Annotated in this window: 16 protein-coding genes and 1 pseudogene; 9 read left to right on the plus strand and 8 right to left on the minus strand. The window is 55.0% G+C overall.

All coding sequences use genetic code 11. From position 1 onward, the window contains the following. Positions 1-326, plus strand: a pseudogene (locus IE090_RS11925) (alpha-amylase family glycosyl hydrolase); the annotation flags it as partial. Between the two features lie 216 nt (positions 327-542). Here IE090_RS11925 and IE090_RS11930 read toward each other — a convergent pair. After that, on the minus strand, positions 543-1,691 hold the full coding sequence (locus IE090_RS11930; RefSeq protein WP_189388619.1) for a Fic family protein: 1,149 nt from the start codon (positions 1,689-1,691) through the stop codon (positions 543-545). Between the two features lie 275 nt (positions 1,692-1,966). Continuing rightward, positions 1,967-2,851, minus strand: coding sequence for a LysR family transcriptional regulator (locus IE090_RS11935; RefSeq protein ID WP_189388620.1), 885 nt, complete (start codon positions 2,849-2,851; stop codon positions 1,967-1,969). A gap of 184 nt (positions 2,852-3,035) precedes the next feature. Between IE090_RS11935 and IE090_RS11940 the strand changes: the two genes are divergently transcribed. From IE090_RS11940 to IE090_RS11960, 5 genes are read left to right on the plus strand one after another with little or no spacing between them, the layout of a single operon-like run. Then, positions 3,036-4,595, plus strand: a complete 1,560-nt coding sequence (locus IE090_RS11940) for an NADH-quinone oxidoreductase subunit L (RefSeq protein WP_189388621.1) — start codon at positions 3,036-3,038, stop codon at positions 4,593-4,595. A 10-nt stretch (positions 4,596-4,605) separates the two neighbouring features. Next, positions 4,606-7,041, plus strand: coding sequence for a YbcC family protein (locus IE090_RS11945; RefSeq protein ID WP_189388622.1), 2,436 nt, complete (start codon positions 4,606-4,608; stop codon positions 7,039-7,041). After that, positions 7,041-7,958, plus strand: a complete 918-nt coding sequence (cysD, locus tag IE090_RS11950) for a sulfate adenylyltransferase subunit CysD (RefSeq protein ID WP_229815750.1) — start codon at positions 7,041-7,043, stop codon at positions 7,956-7,958. Before IE090_RS11945 ends, cysD begins: the two co-directional genes overlap by 1 nt. Next, positions 7,942-8,781 (plus strand): DUF6671 family protein, encoded by an 840-nt coding sequence (locus tag IE090_RS11955; protein ID WP_189388623.1) that lies wholly within the window; start codon positions 7,942-7,944, stop codon positions 8,779-8,781. The genes cysD and IE090_RS11955 overlap by 17 nt, the downstream gene beginning before the upstream one ends. Continuing rightward, complete coding sequence (locus IE090_RS11960) at positions 8,782-9,756, plus strand: L-threonylcarbamoyladenylate synthase (RefSeq protein ID WP_189388624.1); 975 nt, start codon at positions 8,782-8,784, stop codon at positions 9,754-9,756. On the opposite strand, the gene IE090_RS11965 is transcribed toward IE090_RS11960, so the two are convergent. The 3 genes from IE090_RS11965 to IE090_RS11975 are packed head-to-tail and all read right to left on the minus strand — an operon-like array spanning position 9,719 to position 12,051. Then, positions 9,719-11,083, minus strand: a complete 1,365-nt coding sequence (locus IE090_RS11965) for a sensor histidine kinase (RefSeq protein ID WP_189388625.1) — start codon at positions 11,081-11,083, stop codon at positions 9,719-9,721. The genes IE090_RS11960 and IE090_RS11965 overlap by 38 nt on opposite strands. Beyond that, positions 11,080-11,751 carry a response regulator transcription factor gene (locus tag IE090_RS11970; RefSeq protein ID WP_189388626.1) on the minus strand — a complete coding sequence of 224 codons (672 nt, stop codon included), beginning with the start codon at positions 11,749-11,751 and terminating at the stop codon, positions 11,080-11,082. The genes IE090_RS11965 and IE090_RS11970 overlap by 4 nt, the downstream gene beginning before the upstream one ends. A gap of 9 nt (positions 11,752-11,760) precedes the next feature. Further along, entirely contained in the window at positions 11,761-12,051 is a 291-nt protein-coding gene (locus tag IE090_RS11975) for a PepSY domain-containing protein (RefSeq protein WP_189388627.1), read from the minus strand. A gap of 271 nt (positions 12,052-12,322) precedes the next feature. On the opposite strand from IE090_RS11975, the gene IE090_RS11980 reads away from it, so the two are divergent. Further along, positions 12,323-13,093, plus strand: a complete 771-nt coding sequence (locus IE090_RS11980; RefSeq protein WP_189388628.1) for a substrate-binding periplasmic protein — start codon at positions 12,323-12,325, stop codon at positions 13,091-13,093. Between the two features lie 335 nt (positions 13,094-13,428). Here the strand turns inward: IE090_RS11980 and IE090_RS11985 are convergent, their stop codons facing one another. The 3 genes from IE090_RS11985 to hutI form a co-directional block, all read right to left on the minus strand. Then, positions 13,429-14,001, minus strand: a complete 573-nt coding sequence (locus IE090_RS11985) for a DUF3592 domain-containing protein (protein ID WP_189388629.1) — start codon at positions 13,999-14,001, stop codon at positions 13,429-13,431. Positions 14,002-14,395: 394 nt separating this feature from the next. Next, the gene (gene hutG / locus IE090_RS11990; RefSeq protein ID WP_189388630.1) at positions 14,396-15,394 is read right to left on the minus strand and encodes a formimidoylglutamase; all 999 of its coding nucleotides are present in this window, start codon (positions 15,392-15,394) and stop codon (positions 14,396-14,398) included. After that, positions 15,391-16,674: an imidazolonepropionase gene (gene hutI / locus IE090_RS11995; protein ID WP_189388631.1), complete on the minus strand. Its 1,284-nt coding sequence runs from the start codon at positions 16,672-16,674 to the stop codon at positions 15,391-15,393. The genes hutG and hutI overlap by 4 nt, the downstream gene beginning before the upstream one ends. Before the next feature lie 91 nt (positions 16,675-16,765). Here hutI and hutC point away from each other — a divergent pair, with 91 nt between their 5' ends. Both hutC and hutU read left to right on the plus strand, forming a co-directional pair. Then, positions 16,766-17,479 (plus strand): histidine utilization transcriptional repressor HutC, encoded by a 714-nt coding sequence (gene hutC, locus IE090_RS12000; RefSeq protein WP_189388632.1) that lies wholly within the window; start codon positions 16,766-16,768, stop codon positions 17,477-17,479. A 17-nt stretch (positions 17,480-17,496) separates the two neighbouring features. After that, the gene (hutU, locus tag IE090_RS12005) at positions 17,497-19,197 is read left to right on the plus strand and encodes a urocanate hydratase (protein WP_189388633.1); all 1,701 of its coding nucleotides are present in this window, start codon (positions 17,497-17,499) and stop codon (positions 19,195-19,197) included. The last annotated feature ends 4 nt before the right edge of the window (positions 19,198-19,201 follow it).

Consider the following 19,201-nt stretch of genomic DNA (forward strand, 5'->3'; position numbering starts at 1 on the left):
TATTTAACTTCGCTGGTAACCCTCGTGAAAAAATGCCGGAAGGCATCCCAATGCAGTTAACCGACTACATCGACTTGGTGGACTGGACCGGCAGACAAATACGCGATGATAAACGCGGTCATATCGATCAAAGCTTACCACCCGCGTTGCTCAGGCTGGGCATTGATCCACAACACTGGCTGGTGATGACGCAGCAGTTTGAAAGCCAGTTTAAAGGCCTAGTGGGAAGTGCTCAGCAGCTAAAAGCCAAACTGAGCTGCTTCTCCCAAGATAACAAGCAGCACCGAACGGCTGGCATTGGTGCTTGCCAGCAGCTGCTGACTTAACAGAAGTCAATAAAATCTCTCCATCAAAAGCCTGTTTGCTCAGCAAGCATGGGTTAGCTTTGTTTGAAACTCTCTCTCGGTAGCTAAATCACTTTTTGACTCATTGATAGACGGTGTTCAAGGCCGCCAGTGACTGGGTGCAGCAGTAAACAGTCATAATTTTTCGAAGGACTATCTTGTCTGTGCTTAAAGCATTCGAACTTCTGACTCAGGATACTAGCTCTTGGTGTTTAAAAAGTACCTCACCCCCCGGCCAACGCCTTCGGACTTTATACAGTCTTTAACGAGTAAATCGCCTAAGTCACGGGTGGCGGTTGCTTTGGAGCATTTACCCAAAGCCGCGTATTTTTGTGCACTAACACCATTGGGAAATCCTTCTTTTCCTGCCTTAAATATTTTATTCAAAACTGTTTTCTGGCGCTCTGATAATTCCGTATTTCTGTGTCGCTGCCAGAACTCGGTCTTTGCAAATATTGTTGCTATCTTTTCTGCCGCGCTTTGTTGAGCTTCGATCAGGGTTTCAATAAACCAGCTAAGCCAGCAAGTGATATCCAGCATCTCGGGGTTAGCTAACTCTGAGGCATCACAACAACTCGCCATATTCAGTTGGCGATAGTATTCTTTTTTGTTTTCTTCGATATGCGTCGACAGGCTAAACACAACAGGCATACCTAAATCTTGTGCCAACGCATATTCGATGATGGCGCGGCCGATCCGACCATTGCCGTCATCAAATGGGTGGATGATTTCAAACCACAGGTGAGCGATACCGGCGCGGATCACCCCAGGTATTTGTTGGTTATCTTGGCGATTGAACCAGCTCAGAAAGTCCGCCATTAAAGCATCAAGGTCTTGGGCGGCGGGTGCTTGATAGTGCACACGTTCATAGCCAACCGGCCCAGAAACGATTTGCATGGGCTCAGGGCTGTTGCGCCACTGCCCAACGGTCAGGTCACTGTGCAGAATATTGTCTTCGAATCCGGCCAGCACCATGCGGTGCCAGTTGAATAACATCTCCTTGCTAAGTGGCTGATTGAAGTGCTTACGCACATCCACAAGCAGTGCCGCCATTCCCTCTGCTTTAGCGTCAGCGACGTTGATGGGAGTCGGGGTTAGATTCAGATAGTTCTGTAGTGATGAGCGTACACTGGCCGGATTCAGGTTCTCACCTTCAATCAGGCTGGTGTTTATCGCCTCGTCCACCATCAGGTCCAGCTGAGCGGCTATGCAGTCATCCGGATTGGTTTGCGACAGACTGCCGGAAAGCAGAGCAGCTTCTTTGGCGTATTGGTAGGCAAGGGCAGACAGCTTAGCGCTGTCGTAGCGGAAGTTGGGCCAGTGTTGGTGTTGCCAGATGTAGCTCATGGGCTGTCCGGTTGGCTGTACAGTGCCTTGTTTATAGGGCTTTGAGCCGCAAATTCCATATTTACGGCTCATGATTGTTGATTATATGAGCCGTAACGGCAAGTTTTTCGGCTCAATATAGGTTCTAGAGCCCTCTGGCGATCCAGAACTAGCACCGAATTATTCAGAAGTGCCCTACCCTACGCCGAAGATCTGCTCTTTGCACAGTTGGTCATACGGCTGGCTCAGCACCGCCGCTATGCAGATCTACAGAACCTGCTCTATTCCCCTAGCGGTTACGCGCGGCTGCTAATCGCGGTTAACAGCTCGGTTAACACCGGCGGTGCAAATTGCCTGGGCACGGTAATGGCGTAAAAGTTTTCGTGCACATCCGGCAAGGTCATATACGGCACCAGCAGGCCGCTGGCGATTTCGTCACGCACCACGACCTCGGGCAGCAACGCCAAAGCGCCGCTGTCACGCGCTAGCAGGCGCAGCATGGCCATATCGTCGGCTTCGGCCAGTACATTGGGCTGAAACTGATGGCGGCTGCAAAAGCCATCAAAGGCAGCGCGCAGCTCGGTCTGCGCTGTGGGTAAAATCCAGCGTTGCTGCGCATAGCCCTGTGGAAAAGCCCCCTCTGGTTTGCCGTCCGGTGGGCCGACAATGGCCAGCGGTTGGTGTGCCAAGCGCTGGCTTTGCCAAGTTTGATCGCCGCTGACTGGCACCTGCGCATTGGTCAGCACCAAATCAAACTGATGGCGGGCCAGGCCGTCGAGCAAATTACTCATGCCGCGCGCGTGCAAGCTAAAGCGCACCTTGCGATCGTGCAGCAGGGGCGAAATAAAGTTCTCGATAAAGTTACGCGACATGGTCGACAGCATGCCAATACGTAGCTGCTGATATTCCGGCTCGACGCCATGGCGCATAAGAGATTCCAACTCTTCGCCTTTGCGAAAAATATCCTCAGCATAAGTAAGCACTCGCTTACCGGCGGATGTCAGCAATAGTTGGCGGCCACTGCGCTCAAACAGCTGTACCTCCATGCTTTGCTCAAGTTGGCGAATCTGCGACGACAGCGCCGACTGCGACACATGCAGCTGCTGGGCGGTGCGGGTCAAGTTGCCACTGCGGGCCACCTGCCAGAAGTAATACAAATGGTGATAGTTCAATCGACTCATAAAGTTGCCTTAACACTGTTTTTCCTACCGACTGGCACTGTCGCAACCGCGAGGTTAGCCGCCATAAATAGCCAATGTTCTAAATAATAGAACGTTGTGTGCATTTATATCTATTTTACTGATGCTAATGCGCTACCGATACTGACACGGTTCAAAAAACGATCACAACGAGGCAGGAGGCACCATGAACTGGGCGCTCACACACACTCTCACCACGCTGCTGTTGCTGGCGATCCCGGCACTGTTCGTGATTGGCGCAGTGCAAAGCCGCGGACAACGTGACCGTTGTCATTTACCCCTGGCAATGCCACTAGCAGCACTGGTACTGACCAGCGCATTGGCCGTGGCCTACGCCGCCGGTCAACTACAGCCATTTGCCTTGCTGCAACTGCAACCATTAACCCTAGTCATGCTGGCGCTGATCAGCTTTTTGGCTTTGGTGATCATGCGCTTCTCGCAACGCTATATGGACGGCGAGGTCAATGCTTGGCGCTATGCCCAGTGGCTGCAGCTCACCCTAGCGGCGGTCACCTTGGTGATTATCAGCAACCATTTGGCCTTATTGTGGCTGGGTTGGGTGTTGATCAGCTTGGCCCTGCATAACCTGCTGATGTTTTACCCTGAGCGGCCGCGCGCGGCGCTGGGGGCACACAAAAAATTCCTGCTGGCGCGGCTGGCCGAAACCTGTTTATTGCTCGCCTTTGCACTGCTGTATCAGGTGCATGGCAGTGCGTATTTGTCGGACATTGTCGCCGCCTACGGCTCTGCCCCGGCCTTAAATGGCATGGAGCAAGCCGCCATGCTGTTAATCGCCACCACGGCACTGATCAAGTGTGCGCAGCTGCCGGTGCATGGCTGGCTGATGCAAGTGGTGGAAGCACCTACGCCGATTTCAGCCTTGCTGCACGCGGGCGTCATTAACCTGGGTGGTTTTTTGCTCATCAGTTTTGCGCCGTTATTGCTGCTGTCGCAGCCAGCCCAGTGGCTACTGTTGGTGGTGGCCGGTATCAGCACGGTACTGGCGGCCTTGATTATGGCCACCCGCATCAGCGTTAAAGTGCGCTTAGCTTGGTCGACCAGTGCGCAAATGGGGCTGATGTTGGTGGAGTGTGCCCTAGGTCTGTTTGAGCTGGCGTTGCTGCACTTGGTGGCACACTCGCTCTACAAAGCGTATGCCTTCCTCAATGCCGGTTCGGCGGTGCAGCAATATCTGCTGCAGCAATGGCTGCCCCAACGCGGTGCGCATTGCGCTAACTGGAGCCTGGCCGCTGCCATCAGCTTGCCGCTGGTGGCGCTGGCGACCTGGCTGGTCGCGCCACAAGGGCCCTACAGCCCTTGGCTGCTGCTGGCGCTGGCATTGACCGTATTGTTGGCCCGTCGCGATCAGGTCAGCTTGGCGCGCTGGGGCGTGCTGGCGGTGGCGCTGTTAGCCGCTTACAGCCTGCTGAAACTGACCAGCGCCACGCTGCTGGTGGATTATCAAATTGCGCTATCGGTGTGGAACGATGTCTGGGTCGCTGGCTTGGTGATCGCCCTGTTTGGCCTGCGCAGCTGGCTGACCAGAAGCCGCAGTGCCGCTGCGCAGCGCTTTAACCTGTATTTGTACGCCGGTTTTTACCTCGATGAATGGTTTACCCGCACCACCTTGCGGTTATGGCCGGCGCGCATTCCTAAGCGCGCCAACGCCAAGCGCACCGCGGGCAAACAGCAATCTCTGGCCCACTCCCTGAGCAACCCGGAATAAGGAGCGTTATATGACTCAAGTCGCCGCATACAGCCAAGCTTCTGCCCTGTTACAGGCCGTGACCCTGGCCGGACAACGCATCGCTCCGACTTGGCCATTGGATCAAATGATTGCTGTAAACCCTTGGTGGGAAATGCGCGATCAGCCGCTGGCCGAGGTGGCCGCACGGCTGGAAGCCTTGGCCAGCGCTCAAGTACTGATGCCAACGGAGCATTACGCCGCCTTGTGGCAGCGCAGTGCCATCAGCGCCCAGCAACTGAGCCAGGCCGCCTTAGAGCTCAACTATGATGGCGACCAAGACAGCTTGGTCACTGCCTTGCAGCAACCGCCGCAATTGGGCCACTGGCACAACATCAGCGATTGGCTCGATGGCAGTCGCGACCGCCAGCATGAGGTCGCCTGGCGCGATGAAATTACCCATCAAATCAGCCAGTTTTGCGCCGCCCGCTACCAAGACGATGGCGCCGTGCCCGCCACCGACAGCCTCTATCGCGATTGGCTCGACGTCACCTTAAAAGATCGCGGCATCGCCATCTTAATGGGCAGTGCCGGCCTGATGGATGCCTTTAAAGCCCTGCCTCAGGATCATGAGCAACTGCTCGTTGAAGCCTTGACCGAGCTGGAAGTCACCGAAGAGGTGGCCACAGATTACGCCCATGCCCTGCTGCTCGACATTAACGGCTGGGCCTCCTGGCTGGCCTACGAGCGCTGGCAAACACGGCTGGATGGCAGTGAACAAGACGATTTGCCCCAGCTGCTGGCCATTCGCTTGGCTTGGGAGCTGGTGCTGTGGCGTTATCATGCCCAGCAGCAACCGCAGCAGGCCCGCCAGTGGCAGCACCAATGGCGTCAGCAGCTGACGTTATTGCCGGCACTGCTGCAACAACATCAGCAAGCTCAGGCACCACTGTGGGTGTGGCAGCGGGCGGCGGAATTGGCGTTTCAACAGTCCTTGCAACAACAGCTGCAGCAGCCGCAATCCTGGCAGGCACAAGCACGCTCGGAGCGGCCAGCCGTGCAAGCGGCGTTTTGCATCGATGTGCGCTCCGAAGTCATGCGTCGCGCCCTGGAAGCACAAAACGACGGCATTGAAACCCTAGGCTTTGCTGGCTTCTTTGGCTTGCCGCTGGAATACGCCCCCGCCGGCGGTCACAGCGTGCGACCACAACTGCCTGGCCTGCTGCGCGCCGCCATTCGCGTGACCGAAGCGGGCCCCGACGGCCAAGCATTGGGTGAGCGTCGCCAGCAATCGCAAGTGGGTAGCTTGCGCTTTCAGCAGTGGGGCGGCAGCGCCAGCTCGTCGTTCAGCATGGTAGAAAGCGCGGGCTGGTGGTCGCTGTTTAAGTTGTTAAAAAACAGCTTCTGGCCCGCTGCCGGTGACTACCACCCGTTAAATGCGTTGGAAGCGGGTGACGGGCCTTGGCTATTAACCCAAGGTGAGCGCCCACTGACGCTGCAGGAGAAGGCTGACTTGGCCCACGGCATTCTCGGCGCCATGGGGCTAGTGCGCTTTGCGCCGACGGTTTTGTTGGTTGGCCATGGCAGTCACAGCCGCAACAACCCTCATGCAGCGGGCTTGGATTGCGGTGCCTGCGGCGGTCAGACCGGTGAAATTAACGTGCGGGTATTGGCGCGCTTGCTGAACGATCAAACCCTGCGCGCAGAACTGCGCCAGCGCGGCCATGATATCGGCGACGATGTGGTGTTTATCGGCGCTTTGCACAATACCACCACCGACGACATCACCCTGTTCGAAGCCAGTGCCGATGACAACTTAGCGCACTGGCTCAAAGGCGCCCGCCAGCAGGCCCAGCAAGAACGGGCTCAGGCCCTTGGCTTGCAGCCGGATGCCAGCGAGCTAGATGAGCGCATTCGCCAGCGGGCCCGCGATTGGTCAGAGGTACGCCCAGAATGGGGTCTGGCCAATAATGCCGCCTTTATCGTTGCGCCCAGAGCACGCACCCGCGCCCTAAATTTGGCTGGCCGAGCTTTTCTGCACGACTACCACTGGCAGCAAGACGACGGCTTTGGCGTGTTAGAGCTGATTATGACGGCGCCCATGGTGGTAACCCATTGGATCAATATGCAGTACAACGCCTCGGTCAGCGACAACCTCAAATACGGCAGCGGCAATAAGGTGCTGCACAACGTGGTGGGCGGCCATTTGGGCGTGTTTGAAGGCAATGGTGGTGATTTGCGCATTGGGTTGTCGCTGCAATCCCTGCATGACGGCAAGCAATGGATGCACCAGCCGCTGCGCATCAGCGTTTATATCGATGCCCCGCGTGAAGCCATGGCGGACATAGTGCAGCGCCACGATAATGTGCGCCAGCTGGTGGATAACGATTGGCTGTATCTGTTCCGCTTGGGCGACAACGGCAGCATCGAGCGCTTTTACCAGGGTCAGTGGCTGGCGTTGGATCAACCACAACTGGGAGCGGCTTAATGTCCATGACGCATTTACAGCAGCTCGAAGCCGAAGCCATTCACATCATTCGTGAAGTGGCGGCCGGTTTCGATAACCCCTGCATGTTTTATTCGATCGGCAAAGATTCCACCGTGATGCTGCACCTGGCGCGCAAAGCCTTTTACCCAGGGCGGGTGCCTTTTCCTTTGCTGCACATAGATACCACTTGGGAATTTGCCGAAATGGCGCAGTTTCGCGATCGTCTGGCGCAGCAGCACCAGCTCGATGTGCGAGTGCACACTAACCAAGAAGCCCTAGCAGCCGGGGTGCATCCAATTGAATCTGGCTCGGTGAAATACAACGACCAGATGAAAACCGTGGCGCTTAAGCAAGCCGTGGATTATTACCGCTTTGACGCCGCATTGGGGGGGGCACGCCGGGATGAAGAAAAATCCCGCGCCAAAGAGCGGGTGTTCTCGGTGCGCACCGCCACCCACCAATGGGATCCAAAGCAACAGCGGCCCGAGCTGTGGTCGATTTACAACGGTCAAATTCGCCGCGGCGAGTCGGTGCGGGTGTTTCCGCTTTCTAACTGGACTGAGCTGGACATTTGGCTCTACATCCTGCGCGAAAACATCGACATCGTGCAGCTGTATTTGGCCAGGCCACGGTTGAGCTGGATCGACGACGCCAGCGGCCAGATTCTGGGGTTAGACGACAAACGCATGCTGCCCTATCTGAGCGCTAGCGAGCGCGCCAGTGTGCAAGAGCGCATGATTCGCTTCCGCACTTTGGGGTGTTATCCACAAACCGGCGCGGTGGAAAGCGAAGCCGATACGGTGGAAAAAGTCATCGCCGAAATGCTCGCCAGCCGCACCAGCGAGCGTCAGGGTCGCTTATTGGATACCGACCAGGTCGGCTCGATGGAGAAGAAAAAGCGTGAAGGCTATTTCTAACGGGGCTGTTTCTAAGGGCGCTGTTTCTAAAGGCGCATGGCCACAGCGCATTACCCTGCTTAGCCAGCATCAAAAACAGGCCTGCATCGCTCCAGAGTTAGCGCCGTTGGGCATTGAAGTGAGAGAATATGACCAGTTTGATACCGACCAACTGGGCACCTTTGCCGGCGAGGTGGAGCGCACACTGAGCCCGCTGCAATGCGCGGCGCATAAGGCCCGGCTGGCGTGTGAGCTCACCGACAGCGACTGGGGTTTAGGCAGTGAGGGCAGTTTTGGCCCAGGGCCTGCGGGCATTACCTGGAACACCGAACTGCTGGTGCTGTATGACCGTCGCCACGATTGCCAGCTGGTGGCCAAGGCCCAAGGCCCAGTGGCGGTGAGTGTGCTGCGGGCAGCCAGCCTGCAAGAGTTAGAGCAACGTCTGCAAGCGCATCCGAATCAGGGCTGGATATGGCGTCAGCCTGACGTTATCCACAAAGGCCTGTATGATGCCGCCGCGATTAGCGCTCTGCTGGCCGAGAATGGCGCGTGGCCGTTGGTGCTGGAGCCGGATTTTCGCGCTTTGCACAGCCCAGAGCGGCGCCAGCGCATCGCTCAGGCCGCCAGCGCGCTGGCGCAGCAGCTGCAAAGCCTGTGTCCGGCTTGTGACTATCCGGGCTTTGCCGTGGCGAAGCGCACACCTGGCTTGGCCTGTGCGGTATGCTCCGCGCCGACTCAGCAGGTGCAACAGCAAGTGTGGCACTGTAGCCGCTGTGAGCATGAATGGCAGCAACCGATCGAGGGCGCTGCAGACCCTTTTTATTGTGCGTTGTGTAACCCTTAAATGGCTGATTCCCCCTCTTCACTGACGACCCTGCGTTTATCCACCAGCGAGCAAGACATCGCCCAAGCGCTGGCCATTTGGCGCGCCGGCGGGCGTGTGGCGGTGCCCACCGAGACTGTGTATGGCTTAGCGGCGGATGCCAGCAATGCCACTGCGGTGAACGGCATTTTTGCGGCCAAGCAGCGCCCGGCGAATCACCCTTTGATTGTGCATATCGCCAGCGCCGAGCAGCTCAGTGATTGGGCCAGCGACGTACCGCTGGCGGCGCAACAGCTGGCCCAGGCGTTTTGGCCCGGTCCACTTACTTTATTGCTGCCCAAAGCCGCGCATGTGCCAGCGGAAGTCACTGGCGGTTTGCCCACGGTGGGCTTGCGGGTACCCAGCCATCCGCTGTTGTCGCAGCTATTGCACGCCTTTGGTGGCGGTGTGGCGGCGCCTTCAGCCAACCCGTATAAATCCCTGAGCCCAACGTCAGCCGAGCAAGTATTGGCGGGTCTGGACGGTCGCATTGAAGCGGTGGTGGATGGCGGTCCGTGTGAGTGGGGGCTGGAATCGACCATTGTGGATGTTTGCGGCCCGACGCTGCGCATCTTGCGCGCAGGCCCCATTACTCAGGAGCAAATCGAGCAGGTGGTGGGTCAGCCGGTGGACATGCCCCAACAGCACACGGCGGTGGTGCCAGGTAATGTGAAGGCTCACTATCAGCCGCGCACGCCATTGCGCTTGGTCGCTGCCGATGCACACGCAGAAAACGGCATTGGCCTGTTGGCGCACGATGCAAAATGGTTGCAGGCATTCGCAGCCACCAGCACCCGGTTATTGCCAGCGGATGCCGTGGGCTATGGCCGTGAACTGTATGGTGCTCTGTATGAAATGGATCAGCGCGGCTTTGATGAGTTGTGGCTATTAACGCCACCGTATGAGCCAGAGTGGCTGGCTATTCACGATCGCTTAAGGCGGGCAGCGTCACGCTAACGTGCAGGCCGTGGGGCTCGTTATCGAGCAACTGCAGGCGGCCGCCGTAGCTCGCCACGATGTCTGCCACCATGGCCAGGCCCAAACCGCTGCCGGCTTGCTCGCCGTGCTCATCTAACCGCGTGCCGCGTTGCAGCAAATAATCACGTTGCTGCGCGGCAATGCCATTGCCTTGGTCACGCACGTCCAGTTGCCACTCTGCCCCTTTCTGGTCGGACAGCCCCACCGACAGCTGTACCAGCCCCGTGCCGTCTTTGCGGGCGCCGTATTTACAAGCATTGTCCAATAAGTTGCCCAGCAGCTCGAGCATATCGTCGCGGTCATGCGGCATGACCAAACCAGGGGCATAAGCGAACTGCAGCTCAGCCTGTGGATAAAGCTGTTGCAAAATATGCTGCAGCGCCGGCAGTTCGTCGTCTAACTGGGTTTGGCGTCCGGGCGATGGCATGCCGACAATGCGTGCACGCTGTAGCTCGCGCTCGGTTAGCTGCTGCAGTTGCCGCAGCGCCTGAACTTGCTCTGCTTGCTGCTCAGGGCTGAGCTGCTCGGCCAACAGCTGCAGCTGCTGCAGCGGATGCTTCATGGTGTGGGCCAGGTTGCCCAATGCATTGCGCGAGCGCTGAATGCGTTGCTGCAAGCGTTGTAATAAGTGGTCCAGCTCCGCTGCCAGGGGTTGAATCTCCTGTGGGTAACTTGTGCGTACATCGCTGAGATCTTGTCTTTCACCTTGCTGCAATTGCTGCAAATGCTGCTGCAAGGGCCGTAGCTGGGCAAACACCTGCTGCAGTTGTCGTCGTTGCCACAGCAACAGCAGTATGACGGCAGCGGCCAGTAGCAGCAGTGCCAGCAGGCGGTAGCGGTTGAGTGTGGCTTGCAGGCCGCTGATGTCTTCAGCTACCCACAGGGTGAAAGCCTGGCCATCTATTTTTAACTGGCGCGCTAGATTGAGCCACACCTGATCGCCTAGGGCGCCGTTTTGCTGCCAGCTGCGCTGTTCACCCTGAATCAAGTCAAAGGCTGGCGGCTGGTGGTCCCACAGGGAGCGGCTGACCTGCATTTGGCCGTCGGCGCTTAGAATGGCGTAATAATGGCCAGAGTAGACCCGTTGAAACAGCCCGCCCAAGCGTTGCTCGTTGATCTGCCAACGGCCATCGGCGTCGACTTCAATGGCGGCAATGAGGCCCTCGGCATCGTGATCAAGGCGATTCAATACATAGTGCTGAGTCAGTTGGCGCACGCCTAAATCGACCAGCAGCAGCAAAGGCAGGGTAATGGCCAGCAATGACATCAACCATTGGCGCCGTAGCCGGTGTTGCAAAGAACTCATGCCGGCTCCTCGGCGCGCAGTTGATAGCCCTGGCCGCGACGAGTCACGATAAAGTCACGACCAAAGCGCTGACGCAAGCGGTTGATGTAGACCTCAATGACGTTGCTGTCGCGCTGCTGATCTTCCTCATACACATGCTCGCTGAGGCGGGTTTTTGAGTGCACTTGCTGCGGGTGTAGCATCAGATAGCGCAGCAAGCGAAACTCGATGCCAGTGAGCGCGACGGCTTTGCCATCCGGCCCTTGCGCCAGTTGCTGCTGGCAGTCGAGTTGTACGCCAGCCCAACTTAAATGCTCGTCACTGCGGCCCTGAGAGCGACGGCTAATGGCCTCTAACCGCGCCAGCAACTCGGCACTGTGAAACGGTTTGCCGAGGTAGTCGTCGGCGCCAGCACGCAGGCCGTCGACCCGCTCATGCCAGGCATCGCGAGCGGTTAAGATCAGCACCGGAAAACGGGCGCCCTGCTGACGCCAATGTTGCAACACCTGCAGGCCATTGCGCCTTGGCAAACCCAGATCCAGCACCACTACATCGGGCTCTAGTTCAAGCCCCAAAAACTCACCGTCGACGCCATCGGCAGCGGTTTCTACGGCGTAGCCGGCTTGGCGCAGCAGTGGTACCAAGGCGCTGCGCAGTTGTGCATCATCTTCTACCAGCAGTAGCTTCATGGGTATGCCTTAGTCTTCGATTTCATCTTCCAGCCAGCGGCCATCTTTGGCATCGATGTAGGTCTCATGGCGCAGCCCTTGCTCGTCTAACCAGGTCAGCTCGTAGACCCAGCGTCCGTCTTCTGACTCCAGTTCAGTATCTAATAATTTTCCCGGCATGGGATTGACGCTGAGTAGTTGATCCAGCGATTGAATAATGCCCGCGCTGACTAACTCCTGCACTTGTTGCGGGCTGTAATCGTCCGCCCAGCTTGGGCTGCTTAGGGCGATCAGAGCGCTGAGAGTTAACAGTGTTTTCATAATATGACTCCGTTATTTGTGTTCTGTTTTTGCTTGGTCTTAGCACAAGGAAAGTTTTACGGCTGGGGCAGTGTTGCTCTCTCCCCCATGGCGTGAGCCAAGCATAAGGTGGCTGGCTTAATTCAACCTTAACGCCAGAGGTTGTTACCGATAGGCGATAGTTATCCACAGCCCATCGCGTCTAACATGACTTTCACGACAAACAGCCACGGCCAGGCATCTGGCTTCTACGCTTTTAGTATGACCTTGTATCCAGCGTGAGGAGCTGTCTATGTTGAAACTTACATCCATCGCCTTATCTGCGCTTTTGGCTGCGGCGGCCCAGCCCGTGTTGGCGGCCTGCCCCAAAGATCAGGTACGCATCGGTTGGGAGCCTTGGGCACCCTATTCCGTGCAAGAAAACGGTGAATATACCGGGCTCGACTTGGACATCGCCAAAGCCGTATTGGCGGATATGGGCTGCAACGTGGAGTTTGTGCAGCGCCCGTGGAAGCGGCTGCTGCTGGAAATTGAGCAAGGCAAGGTCGATATGACAGCCAGCGCTTCGCGCAATGCAGAGCGCGAGCAATATGGCTTTTTCTCCGAGCCTTATCGCACCGAGTCGGTGGTGCTGTTTGTCGGGGCCGGTCAATCGGCTAATTACTCAAATATTCAAGGGTTAAAGGACATCGCTGCGGCCGATTTTGATCTGGGTATCGCGCGTGGCTACTACTATGGCGAAGAGTACGCTGCGCTAGAAAGTGACCCTAGCTTTAAAGACAACCTGCAAAGTGCCGGTGACGACGTGACCAACTACAAAAAACTGGCGGCAAAGCGTCTCGATGGTTTTTTGGCAGACCCCTTCTCCGCTGCTGCGAGCCTGAAAGAGCTGGGCTTGAGTGACAAAGTGGAGCAGCACGCCACGATTTACTCCGATGACATTTATTTTTTGATCAGCCGCAAATCGTCTTCGCAAGCCTTTGTCGATGCGTTTAACCAGTCTTTATCGGCGATGAAGGCAGATGGCCGTATTCAGACGATTATTGATCAATATTTAAACTGATTGTTTTTTGTACTGGCATGTTTTTGCCCGCTTTTTTGCTCATAAAATGATCAGATTGAGCGATTTTCTTTTTTAGCCCCAGTTCTGGGGCTTTTTATTGCCCGGGTGGTTTATTGTTTTTGGTTTTTTGTGGGAAGTTTTCTTCAGTGTAGAAAATTTTTTAATAAATATTTATTATTTATAAAGATGTTTGAAGCAATCGAAATTTCAGAGCTCTTGGTTTTTAGTACCGAATAAATTTATTTTATAGATTTATTTATAGGAGTTTAAAATCACGTGCAATACTTGAGCAGGCGTGAGCAGCAGAATTTCTGCTCACGCAGTTGTTTATATTTTTATTGGACTGGGCGATTTTGCTCTGGGTCCCAGGGTTGGCTTTCCGGGAACTCCGGGCCACTTTTGACGGCTTTGCGCAAACGATAAACGACGAGAATAACAGCAAAAATACCACCAAGCTCCATATAGCCGACATCAAACTCTGAGGGTTTGAACATCAGCGCTGAAAACCCCATAAAAAACACTCCTATACCCATCAATAAATAGATCAAGTTGAAGCTAGGAGCACCAGGAATAGATAGCTGCATGCCGTTAATATCATGCTCTAGGCGCGCTTCTTTAGGGTTGTCGTGCTTTAAGCGAACATTGACGCAATCGCCCACCTTTTTTCCATCCGCTGAACCTAAATTATCGCCTTTGACGCACCACCATTGATCCTTAGCGAAGAACTTTACCAGCGGAATGTAGAGGGTGTGATTACCATCACGACTTCTCATGATCTCCTCGCTAATAGCAACAATCTCACCAGTGACGACAGAGGAGTCTTCTAGGTACTGCTTGTCTCTAATAACGACATACAGACCGAGCAGAAAAAATAACAAACCGCCAAGACCAAACATCAAAAAAACCATCACATTCTCCTTATGGAAACTCTAAATAATGCAGTACCCGGTTGGGATCGCTATAAGACTCTAGGGCACTTCTGAATAATTCGGTGCTTGCTTTGGGTCGCCAGCCAGAGGGCTCCAGATCACGAAGTCGGTTTGCCGCTCTAGTCAGCTACAGCAAAAATCAGTGACACAGAGCTGTGCAGAATTATTTAGATTTTCCCTATATATAATTGGCTTAAATAAATTAGAAATGACCATACAGTGATCTTTGCTCGTATGCCGTGCTGCATTAGCTGGGTATGGGCAAGTCATTCTGTGCTTATGAAAAGTATCAAGGCTGTGACTATCGCATCATAAATACAGAGATTCAATGAACGAAGTCACACGAACTCATAATGGAAGACGATTTATGGCTTTATTCGGGAATGCCGCGATTATTCTGTATTTTTATTAACTCATACACCAACCGCGCCGCGACCTTTGCGGTGCGTTGGTCAATATCAAAATCTGGATTTAGCTCGGCGATATCGGCCATCAGCCAACGTACGTTATGTTGCTGACATTGCTGTTGAATATCTTTTAATGCCGCCAGCATCTGTATCAAGGGCAGACCCAGTGCCGATGGTGCGCTCACCCCTGGGGCTGTGGCGGCCGGTAATACATCCAGGCAAATGGTAACGTAGAGGTAGTCTATATCGGCTAGAAAATCATTGATTAATGCCTGGTTTGCTTCCGGGCTGCAATTCACATCTAACACATAAGAGACATTTTTTTGCTGCGCAAAGTTAAACAGCGCTTGAGTGTTGGCCGCTTCGCTGATGCCTAAACAGGCGTACTTAAATGCCAGGCCACGCTGAGCACAATCTTGGCTGACCTGATAAAACGGCGTGCCAGAGCTGCCGGCCCAGTGGGCACCGGGTGCCGGTTTACGCAAATCAAAATGGGCGTCAAAGTTTAAAATACCGACCTTGGCCGACGTGTGGTGTTGGTCATCCAGATATTGCCGACAGCCCTGGTAACTGGCCCAGCCAATTTCGTGACCTCCGCCTAAGCCAATAACAAACTGCTGCTGAGTCAGTATTTGAGCCACTTGCTGCGCGTATTGCTGCTGGCCCTGAGCCAGGGCATCCAGGTTTGATTCTGCCGCCACCACAATATCGCCGGCATCGTGCAGCGGTTTATCGCTGTGCCAGGCCATGCTGGCCATGGCTTTGCGAATCGCCATTGGGCCTTGTTTTGCCCCAGGTCGGCCCTGGTTATATTGCACGCCTAAATCCGAGGCCAAACCAACGAGGGTCACACCTGGCTGACTGCTGGCATCGAAGGGGCGTACCACTTGATGACAGCGCAAACCCTGATCGCCGTCTTCGGAGTCGATGCGCCCCTGCCAGCACTGATCAAATTCCTGACTCATATTGCCTCCTGCGCATTCGCGCGTAACCGCCCCTGATGCCATACCTGAGTTGGGCGATAAAAATTAACGCCGTAGGCCAGCTCCGCCGGGTGCTGAATATCCCATAACGCCAAATCGGCCGCCATGCCCGCTTGAATGCCACCGACATCCTTTAACCCCAGCGCTTTAGCACCATGCAATGTCGCGCCTTTTAACGCCTCGGCGGGGGTTAATCCAAATAAAATGCAGGCCTGATTCATCGCCGTTAATAACGACGCCAGTGGCGCTGTGCCTGGGTTTAAATCGGTGGCCACGGCCATGGGAATATTATGCTGCCTTAGAGCAGCAATGGGCGGTCGTTGCTTTTCATTCAGGCAATAAAACGCTGCCGGTAATAATACCGCGACTGTACCTTGCAACTTTTCCACATCGGCCTCGGCCAGATATTCGATATGATCGACCGATAACGCATGGTACTGGGCGGCCAGCACAGCGCCTTTTAAATCGCTGAGCTGTTCAACATGGCCTTTGATCGGCAAGCCCAATTTGGCCGCCGTTTGAAATACCTGCTCACATTGTTGCGGGGTAAAACCAATGCCTTCGCAAAACACATCCACGGCATCGGCCAGCTCCTGGCGCGCGACTTCTGGCAGCATATCCTGGCAGACATAATCGATATAACACTGCTGGCCATGGCTGCGCTGTTTAAACTCAGGTGGCACGGCATGGGCACCTAAAAAGGTGGTTTTTACCGTCACGGCATGGCGTCGGCCCAATTCACGCGCCACCCGCAGCATTTTTAATTCGGTTTCAGTATCCAAGCCATAACCGGATTTAATTTCTACCGTGGTGACGCCTTCTTCTAACAAACGCAGTAAACGCGGCTCGGACTGTTTTAGCAGCGCCTCTTCGCTCAGCTCTCGGGTATGGCTGACACTGGAAACAATGCCACCGCCTTTGCGAGCTATGTCTTCATAGCTTTCACCGCGTAAACGCCACTCAAATTCCTGCGCTCGATTGCCGCCAAACACCAGGTGGGTATGGCAATCGACCAGACCTGGCGTCAGCCATTGGCCGCCGGCATCGAGCCGCTGTTTGACGTCATAGCCCTGGCTAGTGAGCCAGTCTTCGGTGCTGCCTGGCAGCTGACCGGCAAACACGATTTTATCGTCGGCAATGGCCACCACTGCTTGGGTACAGCTGCCGTAATCATCTTGCGCGATGCCCTGCTTGTCACTCGGCCCGTCGCCTTGTGCGAAGGTCACCAGATTAACGTTATCAATCAAATAATCGATTTTCATAGCATTACGGCCAGCTCTATTAGACCCTTCCAGCCTACTTGTATATACAAGAGTAGACAAGTAGCATGAAGGTAATCGTTAGGGGATAACTATGGCCCAGCCCAGATACGCGCAAATCAAATCGCACTTGTTACAGCAAATAGAGCAAGGCGAATTACAGCCCGGTTGTAAGGTCGCTTCCGAAAACCAACTGGCCGAGCAGTTTGGCGTGAGCCGTATGACTGCCAGGCGAGCCTTGGACGAGCTGTCGGAAGCCGGGTTTCTATTGCGCAGCCAAGGCTTGGGCACTTTTGTCGCCGACAGCCGCCCCATGAGCTCGATGCTGCAGATTCGCAATATCGCCGATGAGATTCGTGAGCGCGGCCATCAATGCCAAATTGAAGTGGTGACCTTAGAGCAGGTTGAAGCCAACGAACAGCAGGCCTATTGGCTTGGCTTGCAACATCCTGCCAGGGTATTTCATTCAGTATTGGTGTTTTTTGAAAATGGCCGCGCCATTCAATACGAAGAGCGCTACGTTAATCCGCAGCTAGCACCTGAGTATGTGCAGCAAGACTTCAGCAGCATTACCCCCAACGAATATTTATCCCAGGTAGCGCCACTCACCGAAGCCGATCATATCGTTGAGGCACTGTTACCAACGCCAGACATAGCCCAGCAGCTGGCCATTGCCGAGAGCCAGCCCTGTTTAAACATTACCCGTCGAACATTTTCTAAGGCCGGCATTGTGAGCTTTGCCAGCTTAATTCATCCAGGTGATCGCTATCGCCTGGGTGGCCATATTCATGTCAGCAGCCACGTATAAAAATCAGGAGCAGCACCATGACCAACGACCCACGCCACGATGCCAGCCGCGTGATTAAAGCGCCTACAGGCAGCCAGTTAACCGCCAAGTCCTGGCTGACCGAAGCCCCTTTGCGCATGTTAATGAACAACCTCGACCCAGACGTTGCCGAGCACCCACAAAATCTGGTGGTGTACGGCGGTATTGGCCGAGCGGCGCGTGATTGGCAGTGTTACGACAAAATCGTTGAAGTGCTGACCCGGCTGGAAGATAACCAAACCTTATTGGTGCAAAGCGGCAAACCCGTAGGTGTATTTGAAACCCACGAAAATGCTCCACGGGTATTAATTGCCAACTCCAACCTAGTACCTCACTGGGCCAACTGGGAGCACTTTAACGAGTTGGATAAAAAAGGCCTGATGATGTACGGCCAAATGACCGCCGGCTCATGGATTTACATCGGCTCCCAAGGCATTGTGCAAGGCACCTACGAAACCTTTGTCAGCGTGGCGAAAAAGCACTTTAACGGCGATGCCAAAGGCAAATGGATTTTAACCGGTGGCTTAGGCGGTATGGGTGGTGCTCAGCCTTTGGCTGCGACCATGGCGGGCTTTTCCATGCTGGCCGTCGAAGTCGATGAAAGCCGTATCGATTTTCGTTTAAAAACTCGTTACCTAGATAAAAAAGCCACCAACCTGGATGACGCACTCGCCATGCTGGAGCAGGCCAAAGCCGACGGCCAGGCTATTTCCGTGGGCTTATTAGGCAATGCTGCCGATATTTTCCCTGAGCTGGTAAAACGCGGTATTACGCCAGATGTAGTCACCGACCAAACCAGTGCCCACGATCCACTCAATGGTTATTTGCCCCAAGGCTGGACACTGGAACAAGCCGCCGCAACACGAAAAGAAGACGAAGCTTTGGTGGTAAAAGCGGCGAAAAAATCCATGGCGGTGCAAGTACAGGCGATGTTGGATTTACAACAAGCCGGCGCTGCCACCTTGGATTACGGCAACAACATTCGCCAAATGGCATTGGAAGAAGGCGTAACAAATGCCTTTGATTTCCCCGGGTTTGTACCGGCCTATATTCGTCCCTTATTTTGCCAGGGTATTGGCCCCTTCCGCTGGGCTGCCTTAAGCGGCGACCCAGAAGATATTTATAAAACCGATGCCAAAGTCAAAGAACTGATTCCAGACGACCCTCATTTGCACAACTGGCTGGATATGGCCCGTGAACGCATTCAGTTCCAGGGGCTGCCGGCTCGTATTTGCTGGGTCGGTTTAAAAGATCGCGCGCGCTTGGCACTGGCTTTCAATGACATGGTAAAAAGCGGTGAATTAAAAGCGCCAGTCGTGATTGGCCGGGATCACCTCGATAGCGGCTCGGTGGCTTCACCTAACCGTGAAACCGAAGGCATGCAAGATGGTTCCGACGCCGTTTCCGATTGGCCGTTATTAAATGCCCTCCTCAATACCGCCGGTGGCGCCACTTGGGTTAGCTTGCACCACGGTGGTGGGGTTGGCATGGGCTTTAGCCAGCACTCAGGGGTGGTCATTGTCTGTGACGGCAGCGACGATGCCGCCAAACGCATTGGCCGAGTCCTATGGAATGACCCAGCCACCGGCGTGATGCGCCATGCCGATGCCGGTTACGACATCGCCATTGACTGCGCGCAACAGCAAGGGCTGGATTTGCCGATGTTAAACCCAACTACAACAGGCCAGCAGCCGGAGTAATTTG

The sequence above is a fragment of the Bacterioplanes sanyensis genome (assembly GCF_014652515.1).
Lineage (GTDB): Bacteria > Pseudomonadota > Gammaproteobacteria > Pseudomonadales > Oceanobacteraceae > Bacterioplanes > Bacterioplanes sanyensis.

What these genes read in the sequence shown, in the direction of transcription:
- IE090_RS11930 (WP_189388619.1), bottom strand. Translation starts at nt 1,691, where the DNA reads ATGAGCTACATCTGGCAACACCAACACTGGCCCAACTTCCGCTACGAC.
- IE090_RS11935 (WP_189388620.1), bottom strand. Translation starts at nt 2,851, where the DNA reads ATGAGTCGATTGAACTATCACCATTTGTATTACTTCTGGCAGGTGGCC.
- IE090_RS11940 (WP_189388621.1), top strand. Translation starts at nt 3,036, where the DNA reads ATGAACTGGGCGCTCACACACACTCTCACCACGCTGCTGTTGCTGGCG.
- IE090_RS11945 (WP_189388622.1), top strand. Translation starts at nt 4,606, where the DNA reads ATGACTCAAGTCGCCGCATACAGCCAAGCTTCTGCCCTGTTACAGGCC.
- cysD (WP_229815750.1), top strand. Translation starts at nt 7,041, where the DNA reads ATGTCCATGACGCATTTACAGCAGCTCGAAGCCGAAGCCATTCACATC.
- IE090_RS11960 (WP_189388624.1), top strand. Translation starts at nt 8,782, where the DNA reads ATGGCTGATTCCCCCTCTTCACTGACGACCCTGCGTTTATCCACCAGC.
- IE090_RS11965 (WP_189388625.1), bottom strand. Translation starts at nt 11,083, where the DNA reads ATGAGTTCTTTGCAACACCGGCTACGGCGCCAATGGTTGATGTCATTG.
- IE090_RS11970 (WP_189388626.1), bottom strand. Translation starts at nt 11,751, where the DNA reads ATGAAGCTACTGCTGGTAGAAGATGATGCACAACTGCGCAGCGCCTTG.
- IE090_RS11975 (WP_189388627.1), bottom strand. Translation starts at nt 12,051, where the DNA reads ATGAAAACACTGTTAACTCTCAGCGCTCTGATCGCCCTAAGCAGCCCA.
- IE090_RS11980 (WP_189388628.1), top strand. Translation starts at nt 12,323, where the DNA reads ATGTTGAAACTTACATCCATCGCCTTATCTGCGCTTTTGGCTGCGGCG.
- IE090_RS11985 (WP_189388629.1), bottom strand. Translation starts at nt 14,001, where the DNA reads ATGGTTTTTTTGATGTTTGGTCTTGGCGGTTTGTTATTTTTTCTGCTC.
- hutG (WP_189388630.1), bottom strand. Translation starts at nt 15,394, where the DNA reads ATGAGTCAGGAATTTGATCAGTGCTGGCAGGGGCGCATCGACTCCGAA.
- hutI (WP_189388631.1), bottom strand. Translation starts at nt 16,674, where the DNA reads ATGAAAATCGATTATTTGATTGATAACGTTAATCTGGTGACCTTCGCA.
- hutC (WP_189388632.1), top strand. Translation starts at nt 16,766, where the DNA reads ATGGCCCAGCCCAGATACGCGCAAATCAAATCGCACTTGTTACAGCAA.
- hutU (WP_189388633.1), top strand. Translation starts at nt 17,497, where the DNA reads ATGACCAACGACCCACGCCACGATGCCAGCCGCGTGATTAAAGCGCCT.